Source organism: Lacrimispora brassicae, assembly GCF_054772055.1.
In genome coordinates, this window is record NZ_BRYH01000008.1 from 13584 (window position 1) to 29802 (window position 16219).

14 protein-coding genes and 1 pseudogene are annotated in these 16219 nt (G+C 42.2%); 9 read left to right on the top strand and 6 right to left on the bottom strand.

From position 1 onward, the window contains the following. Positions 1 to 13: 13 nt before the first annotated feature. The 5 genes and pseudogenes from gyrB to dnaA all read right to left on the bottom strand — a co-directional run bounded on the left by gyrB (position 14) and on the right by dnaA (position 6334). Complete coding sequence (gyrB, locus tag ACYVD3_RS04900; RefSeq protein WP_460641393.1) at positions 14 to 1927, bottom strand: DNA topoisomerase (ATP-hydrolyzing) subunit B; 1914 nt, start codon at positions 1925 to 1927, stop codon at positions 14 to 16. Positions 1928 to 2045: 118 nt separating this feature from the next. Beyond that, positions 2046 to 3131, bottom strand: a complete 1086-nt coding sequence (recF, locus tag ACYVD3_RS04905) for a DNA replication/repair protein RecF (protein WP_460641394.1) — start codon at positions 3129 to 3131, stop codon at positions 2046 to 2048. 139 nt (positions 3132 to 3270) lie between these two features. Next, positions 3271 to 3477 (bottom strand): annotated as a pseudogene (locus ACYVD3_RS04910) (RNA-binding S4 domain-containing protein); the annotation flags it as partial. 100 nt (positions 3478 to 3577) lie between these two features. After that, positions 3578 to 4699 carry a DNA polymerase III subunit beta gene (gene dnaN / locus ACYVD3_RS04915; protein ID WP_460641395.1) on the bottom strand — a complete coding sequence of 374 codons (1122 nt, stop codon included), beginning with the start codon at positions 4697 to 4699 and terminating at the stop codon, positions 3578 to 3580. 258 nt (positions 4700 to 4957) lie between these two features. Beyond that, positions 4958 to 6334 (bottom strand): chromosomal replication initiator protein DnaA, encoded by a 1377-nt coding sequence (dnaA, locus tag ACYVD3_RS04920; protein ID WP_460641396.1) that lies wholly within the window; start codon positions 6332 to 6334, stop codon positions 4958 to 4960. Between the two features lie 461 nt (positions 6335 to 6795). On the opposite strand from dnaA, the gene ACYVD3_RS04925 reads away from it, so the two are divergent. From ACYVD3_RS04925 to rsmG, 9 genes are all read left to right on the top strand, one after another. Beyond that, positions 6796 to 7425 (top strand): ECF transporter S component, encoded by a 630-nt coding sequence (locus ACYVD3_RS04925; RefSeq protein WP_460641397.1) that lies wholly within the window; start codon positions 6796 to 6798, stop codon positions 7423 to 7425. A gap of 239 nt (positions 7426 to 7664) precedes the next feature. Next, positions 7665 to 7799, top strand: coding sequence for a 50S ribosomal protein L34 (gene rpmH / locus ACYVD3_RS04930; protein ID WP_460641398.1), 135 nt, complete (start codon positions 7665 to 7667; stop codon positions 7797 to 7799). 120 nt (positions 7800 to 7919) lie between these two features. Beyond that, the gene (gene rnpA / locus ACYVD3_RS04935; protein WP_460641399.1) at positions 7920 to 8267 is read left to right on the top strand and encodes a ribonuclease P protein component; all 348 of its coding nucleotides are present in this window, start codon (positions 7920 to 7922) and stop codon (positions 8265 to 8267) included. A gap of 4 nt (positions 8268 to 8271) precedes the next feature. Then, entirely contained in the window at positions 8272 to 8487 is a 216-nt protein-coding gene (gene yidD / locus ACYVD3_RS04940) for a membrane protein insertion efficiency factor YidD (protein ID WP_460641400.1), read from the top strand. Between the two features lie 19 nt (positions 8488 to 8506). Next, complete coding sequence (locus ACYVD3_RS04945) at positions 8507 to 9790, top strand: YidC/Oxa1 family membrane protein insertase (protein ID WP_460641401.1); 1284 nt, start codon at positions 8507 to 8509, stop codon at positions 9788 to 9790. 12 nt (positions 9791 to 9802) lie between these two features. After that, the gene (jag, locus tag ACYVD3_RS04950; protein ID WP_460641402.1) at positions 9803 to 10468 is read left to right on the top strand and encodes an RNA-binding cell elongation regulator Jag/EloR; all 666 of its coding nucleotides are present in this window, start codon (positions 9803 to 9805) and stop codon (positions 10466 to 10468) included. 182 nt (positions 10469 to 10650) lie between these two features. Then, positions 10651 to 12030 carry a tRNA uridine-5-carboxymethylaminomethyl(34) synthesis GTPase MnmE gene (gene mnmE, locus ACYVD3_RS04955; protein ID WP_460641403.1) on the top strand — a complete coding sequence of 460 codons (1380 nt, stop codon included), beginning with the start codon at positions 10651 to 10653 and terminating at the stop codon, positions 12028 to 12030. 217 nt (positions 12031 to 12247) lie between these two features. Then, positions 12248 to 14149, top strand: a complete 1902-nt coding sequence (mnmG, locus tag ACYVD3_RS04960) for a tRNA uridine-5-carboxymethylaminomethyl(34) synthesis enzyme MnmG (protein WP_460641404.1) — start codon at positions 12248 to 12250, stop codon at positions 14147 to 14149. Positions 14150 to 14159: 10 nt separating this feature from the next. Continuing rightward, positions 14160 to 14891 (top strand): 16S rRNA (guanine(527)-N(7))-methyltransferase RsmG, encoded by a 732-nt coding sequence (gene rsmG / locus ACYVD3_RS04965; protein WP_460641405.1) that lies wholly within the window; start codon positions 14160 to 14162, stop codon positions 14889 to 14891. A 102-nt stretch (positions 14892 to 14993) separates the two neighbouring features. On the opposite strand, the gene ACYVD3_RS04970 is transcribed toward rsmG, so the two are convergent. Then, positions 14994 to 15944: an alpha/beta fold hydrolase gene (locus tag ACYVD3_RS04970; RefSeq protein ID WP_460641406.1), complete on the bottom strand. Its 951-nt coding sequence runs from the start codon at positions 15942 to 15944 to the stop codon at positions 14994 to 14996. Between the last annotated feature and the right edge of the window lie 275 nt (positions 15945 to 16219).

The following is a 16219-nucleotide window of genomic DNA, read 5'->3' on the forward strand; positions in this document are numbered from 1 at the left end:
TTATTTCCTCCAATTAAACATCAAGATTCTGTACGTATTTGGCGTTGGCTTCGATAAATTCACGTCTTGGCTCTACCTGGTCTCCCATCAAAGTGGTAAAGGTTAAATCCATCTCGGATGTGGTATCCTCATTCATGGTGACGCGCAAAAGAACTCTTCGTTCCGGATCCATGGTGGTTTCCCAAAGCTGTTCTGCATCCATCTCTCCCAAACCTTTATAGCGCTGGATCTTATTGTTATTGTCACGGCCGATTTCCTTCAGGATGGAGTTAAGCTCCTCATCGCTGTAGGCATACCATACTTTTTTACTCTTCTCCACCTTGTATAATGGAGGCTGTGCCAGATACACATAGCCCTCCTTGATAAGCTCCGGCATGAAGCGGTATAAAAAGGTGAGGAGCAGGGTACTGATGTGGGCTCCATCCACATCGGCATCAGTCATGATGATAATTTTATGATATCTTAATCTGCCTAAGTCAAAGTCCTCATGAATTCCTGTTCCAAATGCGGTGATCATGGCTTTGATCTCCGCATTGGCATAGATCTTGTCAAGCCTTGCCTTTTCCACATTCAGTATCTTTCCACGGAGAGGAAGGATGGCCTGGGTATTCCTGGAACGGGCCGTCTTTGCAGAGCCGCCGGCACTGTCTCCCTCTACGATATAGATCTCACAGTTTTCCGGGTTTTTGTCGGAACAGTCTGCAAGCTTTCCAGGAAGGGCCATCCCCTCAAGGGCGGTCTTTCTCCTGGTTAAATCCCTGGCCTTTCTGGCTGCAGCTCTTGCCCTCTGAGCCATAATGGATTTGTCGCAAATATTTTTTGAAATGCTTGGATTCTGCTCTAAATAATAGGTCAACTGTTCCCTTAATAAGCTGTCAACCGCTCCCCTGGCCTCGCTGTTTCCCAGCTTCTGCTTTGTCTGGCCCTCAAACTGAGGTTCCTCAATTTTGACGCTGATGATGGCGGTCATACCTTCTCTGATGTCCTCACCGGATAGGTTGGTTTCGCTCTCTCTTAACAGTTTGCTCTTTCTGGCATAATCATTTAAGGTGGTTGTCAGGGCATTCTTAAAGCCTGCCAGATGGGTCCCTCCCTCAGGAGTGTTGATGTTATTGACAAAGCTGTAGATATTTTCCGTATAGGAATCATTGTGCTGCATGGCAATCTCAACATAGACACCATCCTTTGTTCCTTCGCAGTAAAACACCTGTTCATAAAGAGGGGTCTTCCCCTTGTTCAGATAGGTAATGAACTCCCTGATTCCGCCTTCGTAATGGAATACGTGCTCATGCTTATCCTCCCGCTCATCCTTAAGGACAATCTTTAAGTTTTTGGTTAAAAATGCAGTTTCACGGAGACGGATCTTTAAGGTATCGTAATCAAAGATTGTTTCTTCAAAAATTTCCCCGTCAGGAAGGAATGTAACCGTTGTTCCATGCTCAGCCGGGTCGCATTCTCCAATAACCTTTAAGGGATACATGGTCTTTCCCTTTTCATAACGCTGTTTATAGATCTTTCCCTCCTGGCGGATCTCTACCTCAAGCCACTGGGAAAGGGCATTGACTACAGAAGCACCCACGCCGTGAAGTCCTCCGGAGACCTTATATCCTCCGCCGCCGAATTTTCCGCCTGCATGCAGGATGGTAAAAGCCACCTCTACCGCCGGAATCCCGGCTTTCTTCTGGATTCCTACGGGGATCCCCCGTCCGTCATCCACGACTGTTATGGAATTGTCAGGATGGACAACCACCTCTATGCTGTCGCAATATCCTGCCAGAGCCTCATCCACCGCATTGTCCACGATCTCGTAAACCAGATGATGAAGTCCTCTTGTGGAAGTACTGCCGATATACATACCAGGTCTTTTTCTTACTGCTTCAAGACCTTCTAATATCTGGATTTGATCTGCACCATATTCTTGACTCATATTTGCACGCTTCCTCCTGAATCGTTAATTTGCGTTATGGTTTGGCCATTGAGAAACATTTGTTTAATTTATGCTTGCTCACCAAGCACAAATTATGAATAACATAGCCAAACTATAACTAGTTTTCACTGCCTACTGTACCGCTTACCACCCGGAATATCTTATCAACGGGAAACCGGTTTCTTACAAACTCTTCCAGCCCCGTACAGGTGATCACGGTTTGTATATGATTGATTCCTGCAAGTAAATGATTTTGTCTGCTGTTATCCAGCTCCGATAATACATCATCAAGCAAAAGAATGGGATAATCATATACTGTTTTTTCTACCAATTCTATTTCTGCAAGCTTTAAGGATAATGCTGCTGTCCTCTGCTGTCCCTGGGAGCCGAACCGGCGAATGTCGATTCCGTTGATGACAAAGCTTAAATCATCCCGGTGGGGACCGGTAAGGGTTGTTTTCTGCTTCATATCCTGCTGCCTGCTTCGCCTTATGGCATCTTCAAACTCATCAGCCTCTACATTGGGCTCATAAAGGATACGTAAGTGTTCCTTTTCCCCGGAAAGCTTCCCGTGGATGGATCCAATGATTCCATCCAGTTGTTCTATAAATTCTTTCCGGTAACCTATCATTTCCTTCCCGTATTGGACAAGCTGCATATCCCATACGTCCAGGGTTTCTTCATAATCCGGCCGGAAAGCCATATCTTTCAACAGTTTATTGCGCTGCGTCACGATCCGGTTATACTGCACAAGGGAATGGACGTAAAGCCTGTTTAGTTGACATAATTCCAAATCAACGAACCGGCGCCTTTCGGCCGGTCCGTTTTTTATGAGATTTAAGTCTTCCGGAGAAAAAAATACAACGTTGACAATTCCAAACAATTCACTGGCCTTCTTTATGGGAACACCGTTTACTGCCACGCCTTTGGCCTTATTCTTCTTCAAATGCATGTCAATCCTGTATGGAATATCGTTCTTTCTGATGTTTAGCTTGATATGCGACTCATCCCTGTCAAACTGTATAATTTCCTTATCCTTGCTCCCTCTGTGGGATTTTGTCGTAGCACAGACATAGATTGCTTCTAAGACATTTGTTTTTCCCTGGGCATTGTCCCCATAAAGTATATTGGTTCCCTGACTAAAATCCATATGTAATTCATCATAGTTGCGGTAATTCTTAAGCTCTATCGACTCAATTATCATGGATGGTTTTATTTCCTCTTTCCTGCCCATGCTTTTTGGGCATTAAGGTATGCCCGTAGGGCGTTCCTCTTTCCTGCCCATGCTTTTTGGGCACAGCGCGCCCCGCTTTATCGGGTGTCAAGGGATTCCCCGCAGGGGGTTCCTCGATTTTAATGGCATCGCCTCCAAATGTGACTACATCTCCGGCTCTTAATTTCTTTCCTCTCTGGTACTCTACCTGACCGTTGACCTGCACAAGGCCATCCTCAATGACAAACTTGGCGTCAACCCCTGATCCCACCAAACCTGCAGCTTTTAAGGCTTGTCCCAGCTTGATATATTCATCCCTTAACTTGATCGTTTCCATAATTTCCTCTTTCCTGCCCATGCTTTTTGGGCACAGCGCGCCCCGCTTTATCGGGTGTTAAGGTATGCCCGTAGGGCGTTCCTCTATTTATTGGGAAAGTTTAAACTGATGCCGCATTAAAGTTGACAGGAAGGATTAAGTAAATATATTTTCCTTCTTCATCCCTGATAAAGCAAGGGGATTTGGGATTCAGCATGTAAAGAGTCACTTCTTCATCATCAATGATCCTTAAGGCATCGATCAAAAACTTTGGATTAAAGCCGATCATGATCTCGCTTCCTGTTTTATGGATGGGAACCTGGGCATTCATGGAACCAAAGCTGGAATTCATCTTGAGCTGCATCTCCTGATCTTCAATGTTCATGATCAGGGGCTTTTTATCGTTCTCCCTTACCAGGATGGTAGCCCGGTCAAGACAGTCCAAAAGCTGTCTTTTGTTGACTGATGTCTTTGTCTCATAATCGCTGGAAAGCATCTGGTCGATCCGGAAATATTCTCCTTCGATCAAACGGGAAACAACGATGGTATCGTCAAATTCAAACAAAATGTGGTTGGTGCTGAAGAAAATAAGCACTTCTTTTTCATTGTCTCCGCCCAGGATCTTGCTGACTTCGTTTAAAGTCTTGCCAGGAACAATGACTTTTATATCATGATACGTATCTTTTAATTCAATATTCCGGATGGAAATCCTGTGACCATCCAGGGAAACCACCTTTAACTGATTTCCTGTCACCTGAAAAAGCTCTCCGGTCATCATCTTATTGCTGTCATTGGGTGCAATGGAAAAAATGGTCTGGCGGATCACTTCTTTTAAAGAGAACTGGGATAAGCAGATATAATGATCCCGTTCAATATACGGAAGATAAGCAAATTCCTCTCCATCCCGTCCCTGAATATGGAATACGGAGTTTTCACAGGAAATGGTGGTGGTAAGCTTTTCATCGCTTTCAATGGTAAGCAGGGAATCTCCTGCAGAAGAGAGTTTTCTTACGATCTCGGAAAGCAGCTTTGCTTCCAGGGCAATCTTACCTCTTTCCAGGATGGTTCCTTCTACCTTTGTTTCAATTCCAAGTTCCATGTCATTGGCAGTCAGTTTGATCTCTGACCCGCTGGCATCGATAAAGATGCATTCCAGGATGGACATGGTGGTTTTGCTGGGAACAGCTTTCAGTACAATATTAATGCCGTTTAAGATCTCATCTTGTTTAAATGTCAGTTTCATAATTGTTGATAACTCCTTTGCTCTAGAAATTGCAATAAATAGATGGATGATATAGTTAAATTCCGTCGTATTAGTAGTAGGGGCTGTGGGTTTGTGTAAAAGCCCTGATAACCGTTATAAAGGCTGAAGTTTCCGTGTTCATAAGGGTGTGAATAACGTCCACACAAACGAAGGAAAACTTCCAGGTTATCCACAAGAAGATGAGAAGCAGTTTAAGGCCCTTAATTATCCACAGAATATTAACAGCTAATACACACCTTATTGTGGACTAATCTTCTTTTTCAGAATTTCAATGGTATTACTTAAAGATTCGCTTTTGCTCATGTTTGTGGTGATTTTTTCTATTCCATGAATGACGGTGGTGTGATCTCTTCCTCCCAGGTATTTTCCGATCATCTGCAAGGGAGTTCCAACCATTTCGCGGCAGAGATACATGACAATCTGACGTGGATAAACGATTTCCTTATTCCGTTTCTGAGAACAGATATCAAGAGGAGTAATGCCGTAATGATCTGCAACTACCTGTATGACAAGCTCTGGCGTAACTTCCCGTTTGTCGTTGGGAGAGATGATGTCCTTTAATGCTTCTTCTGCCAGTTCTACGGTGATCTCCTTATTGTCAAGGCGGGAGAGGGCAACGATTTTTGTCAAGGCGCCTTCCAGTTCCCGGATGTTGGATTTGATGTTGGTGGCTATGTACTTGATGACTTCATTGTCAATGTTATAGCCTTCCATTTCCTCTTTTTTCCGGAGGATGGCCATCCTGGTCTCATAATCAGGAGACTGTATGTCCACTGTTAAACCCCATTCGAACCGGGATCGGAGACGTTCCTCCAGCGTTTCGATTTCCTTTGGAGGTTTGTCCGAGGAAATGATGATCTGCTTTTTGGCTTCATATAATGCGTTGAAGGTGTGGAAGAATTCTTCCTGAGTACTTTCCTTACCAATGATGAACTGGATATCGTCGATCAGAAGAACGTCATTGGTACGGTACTTCTCACGGAATTCCGTAGGAGAGAAATTGTTTTTATTACGGATGGCATCAATCAGCTCATTGGTGAACTTTTCGCTGGTCACGTAGAGGACCTTTGCAGACGAATTGTTTTTTAATATGAAATGGCCGATGGAATGCATCAAGTGGGTTTTTCCAAGACCCACGCCTCCATATATAAACAGAGGGTTATAAATTTCACCGGGAGATTCCGCAACAGCCAGGGATGCGGCATGGGCCAGGTTGTTGTTGGCTCCTACCACAAAGGTATCAAAAATGTATTTCGGATTTAAATTCGCGGTTATGCTGGCCGTCTGGCTGACCGAATTCGCGGCATTGTTAATAAGAGTATTGCTTGCAGAAGCCTGAGCAGCCTCTTTTTGAATCTGATTTTCCACAACGAAATCAACGCTGCATTCAAAGCCAGTTACTTCTTCTATGGTAATTTTGAGAAGAAACCCGTATTTTTTGCGGATGTATCCTAAGAATTCCACATCCGGCACCATGACAATGACTTTTTCGCCATTCACGGAATGAACCTTCAGGGGAAGAAGCCAAGTTTTAAAAGACACGTCCGTAATTTCGTGCTCTTCTTTTAAATTCAATAAGATTTCATCCCATTTTTCCTTTAACTTTTCTAACATCGTAAGTCTCCTACATTTATAAAAATGCAAATATGCGCATTTACCCAATCTACAGTTCATTCTATACTATTTTGAAATAATTATCAATGATAATAGTAAAAAATTGTGGATAAGTGTGTGTAGAGGATGTGTATTGCATGTGAGTCATTGTTGATAATCATCCAGGAAGGGAGTTGTCCACAAAAAGTGGGGATTTTAAAAGTTTTGTTATTCACATTCCGGGAAATATGAATTTATATGGACTTTCAGGACAGGCTTGTGAATAAAAAGGCAATTATCAAGATAATATCCATAGAGTTATCCCCAAGTTATCCCCATAATGTTGATAAGTTTATGTAAATTAACAAAATGGGCGTGAATTTCCTGACATGGATTGACGGATAAAAGCTTTCTATAATATAATGCACATGTAACCAGATGCATTGTATCTTATAAAAGAACAGTAGCACAGGAGGTAAAACATGAATATTGAAAGCAAAACCCGTAGCCTGGCATTGGCAGCCGTATTTATTGCCATTATGGTAATCATGGCGTTTACGCCCTTTGGGTATATTCCCCTGGGATTTATGAACGCCACCATCATCCATATTCCAGTCATAATTGGAGCCATTATTCTTGGCCCAAAATATGGCGGATTTTTGGGAATGGTGTTTGGATTTACCAGTTTGTGGAAGAATACCAATATGCCCAATCCCACGTCCTTTGTTTTTTCACCCTTTATCAAAGTGGGAGAGTATGGAGGGAATTTAGGCAGTCTGGTCATCTGCATGGTGCCCAGGATCCTGATTGGGATCGTTGCCTATTATGTATTCCGGGCGGTTTTAAAAGCTTTAGGCGGGAAAAAAGGAAAGAGAACCATTGCCCTGGCAGCGGCAGGAGTGGCCGGATCATTAACCAATACCCTTTTGGTAATGAATCTGATTTACTTATTTTTTGGAAAAGAATACGGTCTGGCGGCAAGGGGAGTGACGAAAGGTGTTTATTCTATAATAATAGGAATTATATGCATCAACGGCATTCCGGAGGCCATTGTGGCGGGAATTCTTACGGTGGCGGTGACACAGGCCTTATTGAAAGTCATGAAAGGATAATGATGAAAGCAAACATCTTTTAATATTGAATTTGTGAACAGCGCGCCCTGCTTCACCGGGCGTCAACTGGGTATGCAGGCGTATTCCTTTGATTCATTAGCAGACAAAAAATATTTTTCCCTTGACTAACCACCTTTTGTTCTATATAATTGAAACGATGTTTAATTAAAATAGTCTCAATATGTTTCATCATATTGCCTATGATAAGCTATTGTAACAAGAGGAGGTGTCCGTAGATTATGAAGATGACGTTTCAGCCAAAGAAGAGACAGAGATCCAAAGTTCATGGTTTCAGAGCCAGAATGAGCACTCCAGGCGGAAGAAAAATTTTAGCCGCAAGAAGAGCAAAAGGAAGAGCAAAATTATCAGCTTAATGGACCAGGCCGCAAGTAATTGTGGCCTTTTCTTTTCTCAAATTCCAGGAAAAGAAGAAAATACCTTTCAGGTATACTTTTTTGTCCAGAAGACGTGGACAGGAGATAGGAAAAAGTTTCATGAAACATTTTAATTCGATTAAGAAAAGCAGGGATTTTAAGGAAGTTTACCAAAGTGGAAAGTCCCTTGCCAACAAACTTCTTGTGATGTATATCAGAAAAACGGACAGGCCGGAAACCAGAATCGGCATATCCGTCAGCAGGAAGGTAGGGAACAGCGTTGTAAGGCATCACATAACCAGATTAATCAGAGAAAGCTTCAGGCTTCATGAGGACATGGTAGAGACAGGATTAGACATCGTAGTCGTTGTAAGAGCAGCGGCAAAGGAAGAAGATTACAAAACAATCGAAAGTGCATATCTGCACTTGTGCGGACTTCATAACATTTTAAAAAAAGAATCGAAGTGATCTTATGGTAAAAAAAATCATGATTTGGTTGATCAGAGGATATCAGAAGTATCTTTCCCCTCTGAAAATAAGAACTCACTGCATTTACACGCCTACGTGCTCTCAATACGCCATTGAGGCACTTACAAAGTATGGTGTGTTGAAAGGTACATTTTTGGCTTGTAAAAGGATACTTCGGTGTAATCCTTTTGCAAAAGGCGGTTATGATCCAGTTCCGTAACAGATGAGGAGGTAGTTCATTGGAATTCTTAGTACTGACTAAGGTAGGAGGCATCTTGGGGCCGTTTGCAACCGTTCTGGGGGTTATTATGGATTGGCTGTTTAAGCTGACCAGCACGTTTGGCATTCAGAATATTGGTTTGTGTATTATTTTATTTACTCTTGTAACAAAGCTTCTTATGTTTCCGCTGACGTTAAAGCAGCAGAAATCATCAAAACTTATGAGCGTTATGCAGCCGGAAATTTCGGCAATTCAGGCAAAGTATAAAGGAAAAACTGACCAGGAATCCATGAGAAAGCAGAATGTGGAGGTTCAGGCAGTTTATGAGAAATACGGAACTTCCATGACAGGAGGCTGTGTGCAGCTTGTCATCCAGATGCCAATTCTTTTTGCCCTGTATCAGGTTATTTATCATATTCCGGCCTATGTACAGAGTGTTAAGCTGGTATTTGAAAATGTGGTGACTGCCATAAATTCTCTTGGGGTGGACCATGTGGGACTGCTGACACAGTTTGCCACAGATAATAAAATTAATGTATCAAGAATCGGAAGTCTTACAAGCAGCAATGGGGTGGTGGATTTCCTTTATCAGTTAAATCCCAGCCAGTGGGGTTCTTTGCAGGAACTATTCCCTACTATTAAGGATACCATTGCTGTTAATGCAGCCCAGATCTCCCATATGAATTCTTTTCTGGGGATCAATCTGGCCTCTACGCCATCCAGCGTTATATTTCCGTCAGGAGGAGGCTTCCATTTCAGCCTTGCCATTCTCATCCCAATTCTGGCCGGTCTCAGCCAGTGGTTCAGTACCAAGCTGATGACAGTAAACCAGCCTCAGAATACAAATGATGATAGCAATGCCATGGCTCAGTCCATGAAGAGCATGAATACGGTCATGCCTCTGATGTCTGTATTTTTCTGTTTTACTTTTGCATCAGGTATCGGTATTTACTGGATCGCTTCCAGCGTGTTCCAGATCATCCAGCAGGTTGCGGTTAACCGCTATTTAAACCAGATTGATATGGATGAGATGATTAAAAAGAATGTGGAAAAGGCCAATAAAAAGCGTGCCAGGAAAGGGCTTCCTCCTCAGCGTGTTTCTCAGAATGCCACAGCGAATTTGAAGAATCTTCAGACTTCCAATGAAAAGGTGGAGGCTGAGATAAATGCCAAGGCTGAAAAGACAAAGGAGCAGGTTAAGGCTTCCAATGATTATTATAACAGCGGAGCATCAAATCCTGGCAGCATTGCATCAAAGGCGAGGATGGTTAATAAGTACAACGAAAAGCACAATAATAAATAGGAGGGGTGACCTATGGATATGATTACAGTTTCAGCAAAAACCGTTAATGACGCGATTACAAAGGCATTAATCGAATTAGGGACAACCAGTGATAAGCTGGAGTATGAAATTGTTGATAAGGGCAGTAATGGTATTCTGGGATTTATCGGTTCAAAACCGGCTGTCATCCGTGCAAAGAAGAAAGAAACCATAGAAGATAAGGCTGTGACCTTTCTTTCCGATGTGTTCGGCGCTATGGCTTTAGGGGTCCGATTGGAGACTTCTTATAGTGAAAAGGAAAAAGAACTTTCCATTAACATGTCAGGGGATGACATGGGAATTTTAATAGGCAAGAGAGGACAGACCCTGGATTCCCTGCAGTACCTGGTCAGCCTTGTTATAAATAAGGAAAACGAAGATTATATCAGGATAAAGCTTGATACGGAAAATTACAGGGAGCGGAGAAAGGAAACTCTGGAAACCCTGGCAAAAAACATTGCTTACAAGGTGAAGAGGACAAGACATTCCGTTTCTCTGGAACCAATGAATCCTTATGAAAGAAGGATCATTCATTCCGCACTTCAGAATGACAAGTTTGTTGTTACAAGAAGTGAGGGAGAGGAACCATTCAGGCATGTTGTCATTTCCTTAAAGAAGGATTATTCCAAAAAAGATCGGAATCAGGATAAAGATAAATAGACAAATTACAATGAGGGGTTGGGGCTGTCGGAAGGCACCCTCACCCCTCTTCTTTCGAAAGCGGCGATTTAGGTTGAAATAAAAACGTCTTTTAACCTTGAATTTGTGAACAGCGCGCCCCGCTTCACCGGGCGTCAACTGGATATGTTTGCATATCCCCTTGATTCATTAGGAGACAAAATATGAAAATGAATACAATAGCGGCTATTGCCACTGCCATGTCCAGTTCCGGTATCGGAATCGTCAGGATCAGCGGCGAAGAGTCATTTCAAATTATAGATAGGATTTTTAAGGCAAAGGGAAAAGGAGAGAAAAAGCTTTCCATGGAGCCGTCTCATACCGTTCATTACGGCTATATTTGTGATGGGGATGAGGTCATTGATGAGGTTCTGGTTCTGGTCATGAGGGGGCCTCGAAGCTATACGGCAGAAGACACGGTTGAGATCGATTGCCACGGAGGAATTCTTGTGACCAAAAGGATTCTGGAGACGGTGTTAAAATACGGGGCCAGACCTGCGGAGCCTGGAGAATTTACCAAAAGGGCATTTTTAAACGGCAGGATGGATCTTTCCCAGGCAGAGGCTGTCATTGATGTCATCCATGCCAAAAACAATTATGCCTTAAAATCCTCTGTGAGCCAGTTGGAGGGAGCTGTTTCCAGGAAAATAAGTGATATGAGGGATAAAATTATTTACCATATTGCTTTTATTGAATCCGCCCTTGATGATCCGGAGCACATTTCCCTGGATGGGTACCAGGAGCTTCTTTTACAGACATTGAAGCCTTTAAAAGAGGAGCTGAACCTTCTTATTAAATCCTCTGATAATGGAAGAGTTCTTTCGGAAGGAATTGAAACCGTTATTTTAGGAAAGCCCAATGCAGGAAAATCTTCTCTTTTAAATGTTCTTGTGGGAGAGGAACGGGCGATTGTAACAGATATTGCAGGAACCACCAGAGATACCTTAAAGGAGCAGATCAGGCTGGAGGACTTAAGCCTTAATATCATTGATACGGCAGGGATCCGGGATACGGAAGATGTGGTTGAAAAGATCGGTGTTGAGAAAGCAAGAAACGCAGCTCAGGAAGCGGATCTCATCATCTATGTGGTGGATGGTTCCTGTTCTCTTGATGAAAATGATGAGGAGATTTTAAGGTTCATTGAAAACAGGAAGGCAGTGGTTCTTTTAAATAAGACGGATCTTACTCCTGTGGTGACTGAGGATATGGTAAAAATGAGGACAGGACATAAAGTGATTCCCATTTCCGCAAAGGAACGGCTGGGTATCGGAAACTTAGAGGATGAGATTAAGGCCATGTTTTATCATGGTGAGATTGATTTTAATGATCAGGTTTATATCACCAATGTAAGACATAAAAATGCTCTTCTGGAGACCCTTAAAAGCCTTTCTATGGTGGAACAAAGTGTGAGAGAGGGAATGCCTGAGGATTTTTATTCCATTGATTTAATGGATGCCTATGAGCAGTTAGGAACCATCCTGGGAGAATCGGTGGGGGATGATCTGGTTAATGAAATATTCAGTAAGTTCTGTATGGGTAAGTAAATAGATGAGATTGGAATTCTTTTTAAGAGCAGATTATTATGCTGGGAAGAGATAGGAAAAAAGGATAGATAATTATCTTTAAGGTATCTTTTCATGTTCATAAAAAGGTGAGAAATGAATAGGAAGCATCTTTTAATCATATTAAAATGGAAAAAGTACTGACAATAAATGTTCTGTATCAGGAGAACATGGGTGATAAACAGGAGAGGAGAACGAAATGCAGCATTTAGAAGAATCTTATGATGTTGTCATAGTGGGTGCAGGCCATGCCGGTTGTGAGGCTGCCCTGGCCTGTGCAAGGCTGGGGCTTGAAACCATTATGTTTACAGTCAGCGTGGACAGCATTGCGCTGATGCCATGTAACCCTAATATCGGCGGAAGCTCCAAGGGCCATCTGGTAAGGGAGTTGGATGCTTTAGGAGGGGAAATGGGGAAAAATATAGATAAAACCTTTATCCAGTCCAAAATGTTAAACCAATCCAAGGGACCGGCGGTTCATTCCTTAAGGGCCCAGGCGGATAAGCAGGAGTATTCCAGAGCTATGAGAATGACCCTGGAAGATACGGAGCATCTGACCATAAGGCAGGCAGAGGTTTCCGAAATCATGGCAGAGGATGGAACCCTTACAGGAGTCAAGACATTTTCCGGGGCTGTTTACCGCTGTAAGGCAGCCGTATTGGCTACGGGAACTTATTTAAGGGCAAGGTGTATCTATGGCGATGTAAGCGAGTATACAGGGCCTAACGGCCTTAAGGCGGCCAATCATCTGACGGATTCCCTAAAGGAACATGGAATCGAAATGCTGCGTTTTAAGACGGGTACACCTGCCAGGGTGGACAAGAGGAGCATTGATTTTTCCAGGATGGAAGAGCAGTTCGGTGATGAAAAGGTGGTTCCCTTTTCCTTTTCCACAGACAGGGAGGCTCTTGAAAAGGAGCAGATTTCCTGCTGGCTTACTTATACCAATGAAAAGACCCATGACATCATTCGGGAAAATATAGACCGTTCTCCCTTATATTCCGGAGCTATTGAAGGCACCGGGCCAAGATACTGTCCATCCATTGAGGACAAGGTGGTGAAATTTCCGGACAAGGACCGTCATCAGGTCTTTGTGGAGCCGGAAGGTCTTTATACCAATGAAATGTATTTAGGCGGCATGTCCAGCTCTTTGCCTGAGGATGTGCAGTATGCCATGTACCGGACAGTTGCCGGGCTGGAAAAGGTAAAAATCGTCAGAAATGCTTATGCCATTGAATATGACTGCATCAATTCCAGACAGCTTAAGTCAACTCTGGAAACCATGTCCATCAGCGGATTATTCTGCGGCGGCCAGTTTAATGGAAGCTCCGGATATGAGGAGGCGGCTGTTCAGGGCTTTATGGCCGGTGTAAATGCTGCCATGAAAATCCTGGGAAGAGATCAGGTGGTACTGGACCGTTCCCAGGCTTATATCGGCGTTCTCATTGATGATCTTGTCACAAAGGAGAACCATGAACCATACCGTATGATGACCTCAAGGGCGGAATACAGGCTTTTGCTGCGTCAGGACAATGCGGATATCCGTTTGATGAAAATCGGTCATGAAATTGGACTCATAAGCCAGGAGCAGTATGAATCGCTGCTTGAAAAGGAACGGATGATAGAGGAAGAAATCAGGCGTTTGGAAAATACCAATATGGGAGCATCCAGAGAGGTTCAGGAGTTTTTAGAGGAACATGGAAGCACTCCTTTAAAGACCGGAACCACCTTGGCGGAATTAGTGAGAAGACCGGAATTAGATTATATTATGTTAACTAAAATAGATAAAAACAGGCTATCACTCCCAGAGGATGTCATAGAACAGGTTAATATTAACATTAAATACGATGGATACATCCGCAGGCAGAAACAGCAGGTAACCCAGTACAAAAAGCTGGAAAATAAAAAGCTGGATGTTGAATTTGATTATTCCACGGTAAAGAGTCTTAGAAAAGAGGCCATCCAGAAGCTGAATCTGTACAAGCCCATGTCCATTGGACAGGCATCCAGAATATCCGGCGTATCACCGGCAGATATATCTGTTTTGCTTGTTTTTTTGGAGCAGCTTCGTTACCAGAAGAGTCTGGAAAAGAAAGAATGAGGAATTTTATATGACAGGAGCATTTGAAGAAAGTCTCCGGAAAGAATTGAATTTATTGTCTATAGAATTAGAAGATAACCAATTAAAACAATTTTACGATTATTTTCAATTATTAGTGGAATGGAATAAATTCGTAAATTTAACTGCAATTACTGAAATGGATGAAGTAATCACAAAGCATTTTGTTGACAGTCTTTCCCTGGTAAAGGCAGTAGAGGAGATTGGTACAAAGAAGTACAGGATTATTGATGTGGGAACAGGAGCAGGATTTCCAGGAATACCTTTAAAAATTGTATTTCCAGATTTAAAGATCACATTAATGGATTCCTTAAACAAAAGGATAAATTTTTTAAATGAAGTAATCAATGGTTTAGGGCTTGAGGGGATAGAAGCCATCCATGGGAGAGCAGAAGATTTAGGTAGAGATCCTCTTCACCGGGAACAGTATGATTTTTGTGTTTCCAGAGCAGTGGCTAACCTTAGTACTTTATCTGAGTACTGCATGCCTTTTGTAAAAACAGGAGGTTATTTTATTCCATATAAATCCGGTAAGATAGAGGAAGAATTAGGAGCAGCAAAACACGCGGTCTTTTTATTAGGAGGAAATGTGAAAGAGGTGAAAACCTTTTTGCTGCCGGGAACGGATGCGGAAAGATCCTTGGTTAAGATTGTCAAGACCAATGGCACTTCCAAAAAGTATCCCAGGAAAGCTGGTTTGCCGTCAAAAGAACCCTTAAAATAAAATGTTTCACGTGGAACATCCGTGAGCTGTTGGCTCAATCATAATACGGTGGATGTTTCACGTGAAACATTATTTTTGTCAATTTATTATCTTTTACATTGGTTAAACAAAGAACATTTGAATAACACGGTGCAGTTCAGAAGGATTTTCCAATTGAGGAAGGTATTTGGAGTTACTGATCAGGGAACTTTCAATTGCCGGATTGTATATCTGATATTCTCGAATCATTTCGCTGATGTTTTCTATCTCACATCCCCCTATGATATAAATGCTGTTATTGATTTTCTTTAAAGCATTTATAATGTTGCACTTGGTGTAATTGCATTTTACGCTGGCATATAAAGATTTGGGAGAATCTCCCAAATTAGCCGATTCGTAGTAGGCATCCACCAGAGAAGTTTTTACGGAATATGGATTATAGTAATAGTTGGTAGCAAATTCTTCCATGATTGCCTGTTTGCTGGTAGCAATATGATAGAGCAGTGTTCCCAATATAGGTAAGTCTAAAATAAACTTATAAACTTTTCCATGTTTATTAGGGATCTGGCTGCATGCCAGTAAGGTGTCGGGATTGATCAGCATGATCTGATCAAATAATTCCGGTGACTGATTGCAGGCCATAACAACAAGGGCCGACGAAGAGCCGGATGCAATGACATTGGTACGGTGTCCGATTTCTGATTTAATAAAGTCAGCGATCATCTGGACATAGAGATAGTTGGTGTAGGTCAGATCCGGTTTCTCAGACCGACCGCATCCCAAAAGATCCACAGTGTATACGGTATACTGTTCCTTTAAATGGCTTATCATTTGGTTCCATTCATATCCACTGGAACAAGTGGTCAAATCATGAATGAGTAAAAGCGGTTTTCCGGTTCCAGTTTTTGTATAGTGAATATTGCCGAAACGCCATTTATAACACAGGGATTTGGAATCCGATAATATGTTTTTGGAGGTGGCGGAATATTTAATGCATTTATTAATGACAGCAGTGGCGGCGGCTGTACTGGCTGATAAAATAAGCAAGGTCAATAATTTGTTCTTTGTTTTCATACTTTACCTCCTGAAATAGGTTGATCTTTTCTTATTATAATATATTAAATATAGACTTACAACGCCTAACATATTAATTTATTCTTAAAACTTGGCCTTTATATATAAGGAAAGCAAAGAGTTAATTAGAAGAATGTTTCACGTGAAACATTTTTTGTAATTAATAGATTTTTTTTACAGGAAACCATAGGAAAAAAAAATAAAGTATGCTATACTCTACTTTGAACTGCAATTTCCGGATGTGGTAACAGGAAAAGGTTGAAAGGAATGTCTTT

Bases quoted from the DNA above. Each gene is read 5' to 3' on its own strand.
- gyrB (WP_460641393.1), bottom strand. From the start codon at position 1,927: ATGAGTCAAGAATATGGTGCAGATCAAATCCAGATATTAGAAGGTCTT.
- recF (WP_460641394.1), bottom strand. From the start codon at position 3,131: ATGATAATTGAGTCGATAGAGCTTAAGAATTACCGCAACTATGATGAA.
- dnaN (WP_460641395.1), bottom strand. From the start codon at position 4,699: ATGAAACTGACATTTAAACAAGATGAGATCTTAAACGGCATTAATATT.
- dnaA (WP_460641396.1), bottom strand. From the start codon at position 6,334: ATGTTAGAAAAGTTAAAGGAAAAATGGGATGAAATCTTATTGAATTTA.
- ACYVD3_RS04925 (WP_460641397.1), top strand. From the start codon at position 6,796: ATGAATATTGAAAGCAAAACCCGTAGCCTGGCATTGGCAGCCGTATTT.
- rpmH (WP_460641398.1), top strand. From the start codon at position 7,665: ATGAAGATGACGTTTCAGCCAAAGAAGAGACAGAGATCCAAAGTTCAT.
- rnpA (WP_460641399.1), top strand. From the start codon at position 7,920: ATGAAACATTTTAATTCGATTAAGAAAAGCAGGGATTTTAAGGAAGTT.
- yidD (WP_460641400.1), top strand. From the start codon at position 8,272: ATGGTAAAAAAAATCATGATTTGGTTGATCAGAGGATATCAGAAGTAT.
- jag (WP_460641402.1), top strand. From the start codon at position 9,803: ATGGATATGATTACAGTTTCAGCAAAAACCGTTAATGACGCGATTACA.
- mnmE (WP_460641403.1), top strand. From the start codon at position 10,651: ATGAAAATGAATACAATAGCGGCTATTGCCACTGCCATGTCCAGTTCC.
- mnmG (WP_460641404.1), top strand. From the start codon at position 12,248: ATGCAGCATTTAGAAGAATCTTATGATGTTGTCATAGTGGGTGCAGGC.
- rsmG (WP_460641405.1), top strand. From the start codon at position 14,160: ATGACAGGAGCATTTGAAGAAAGTCTCCGGAAAGAATTGAATTTATTG.
- ACYVD3_RS04970 (WP_460641406.1), bottom strand. From the start codon at position 15,944: ATGAAAACAAAGAACAAATTATTGACCTTGCTTATTTTATCAGCCAGT.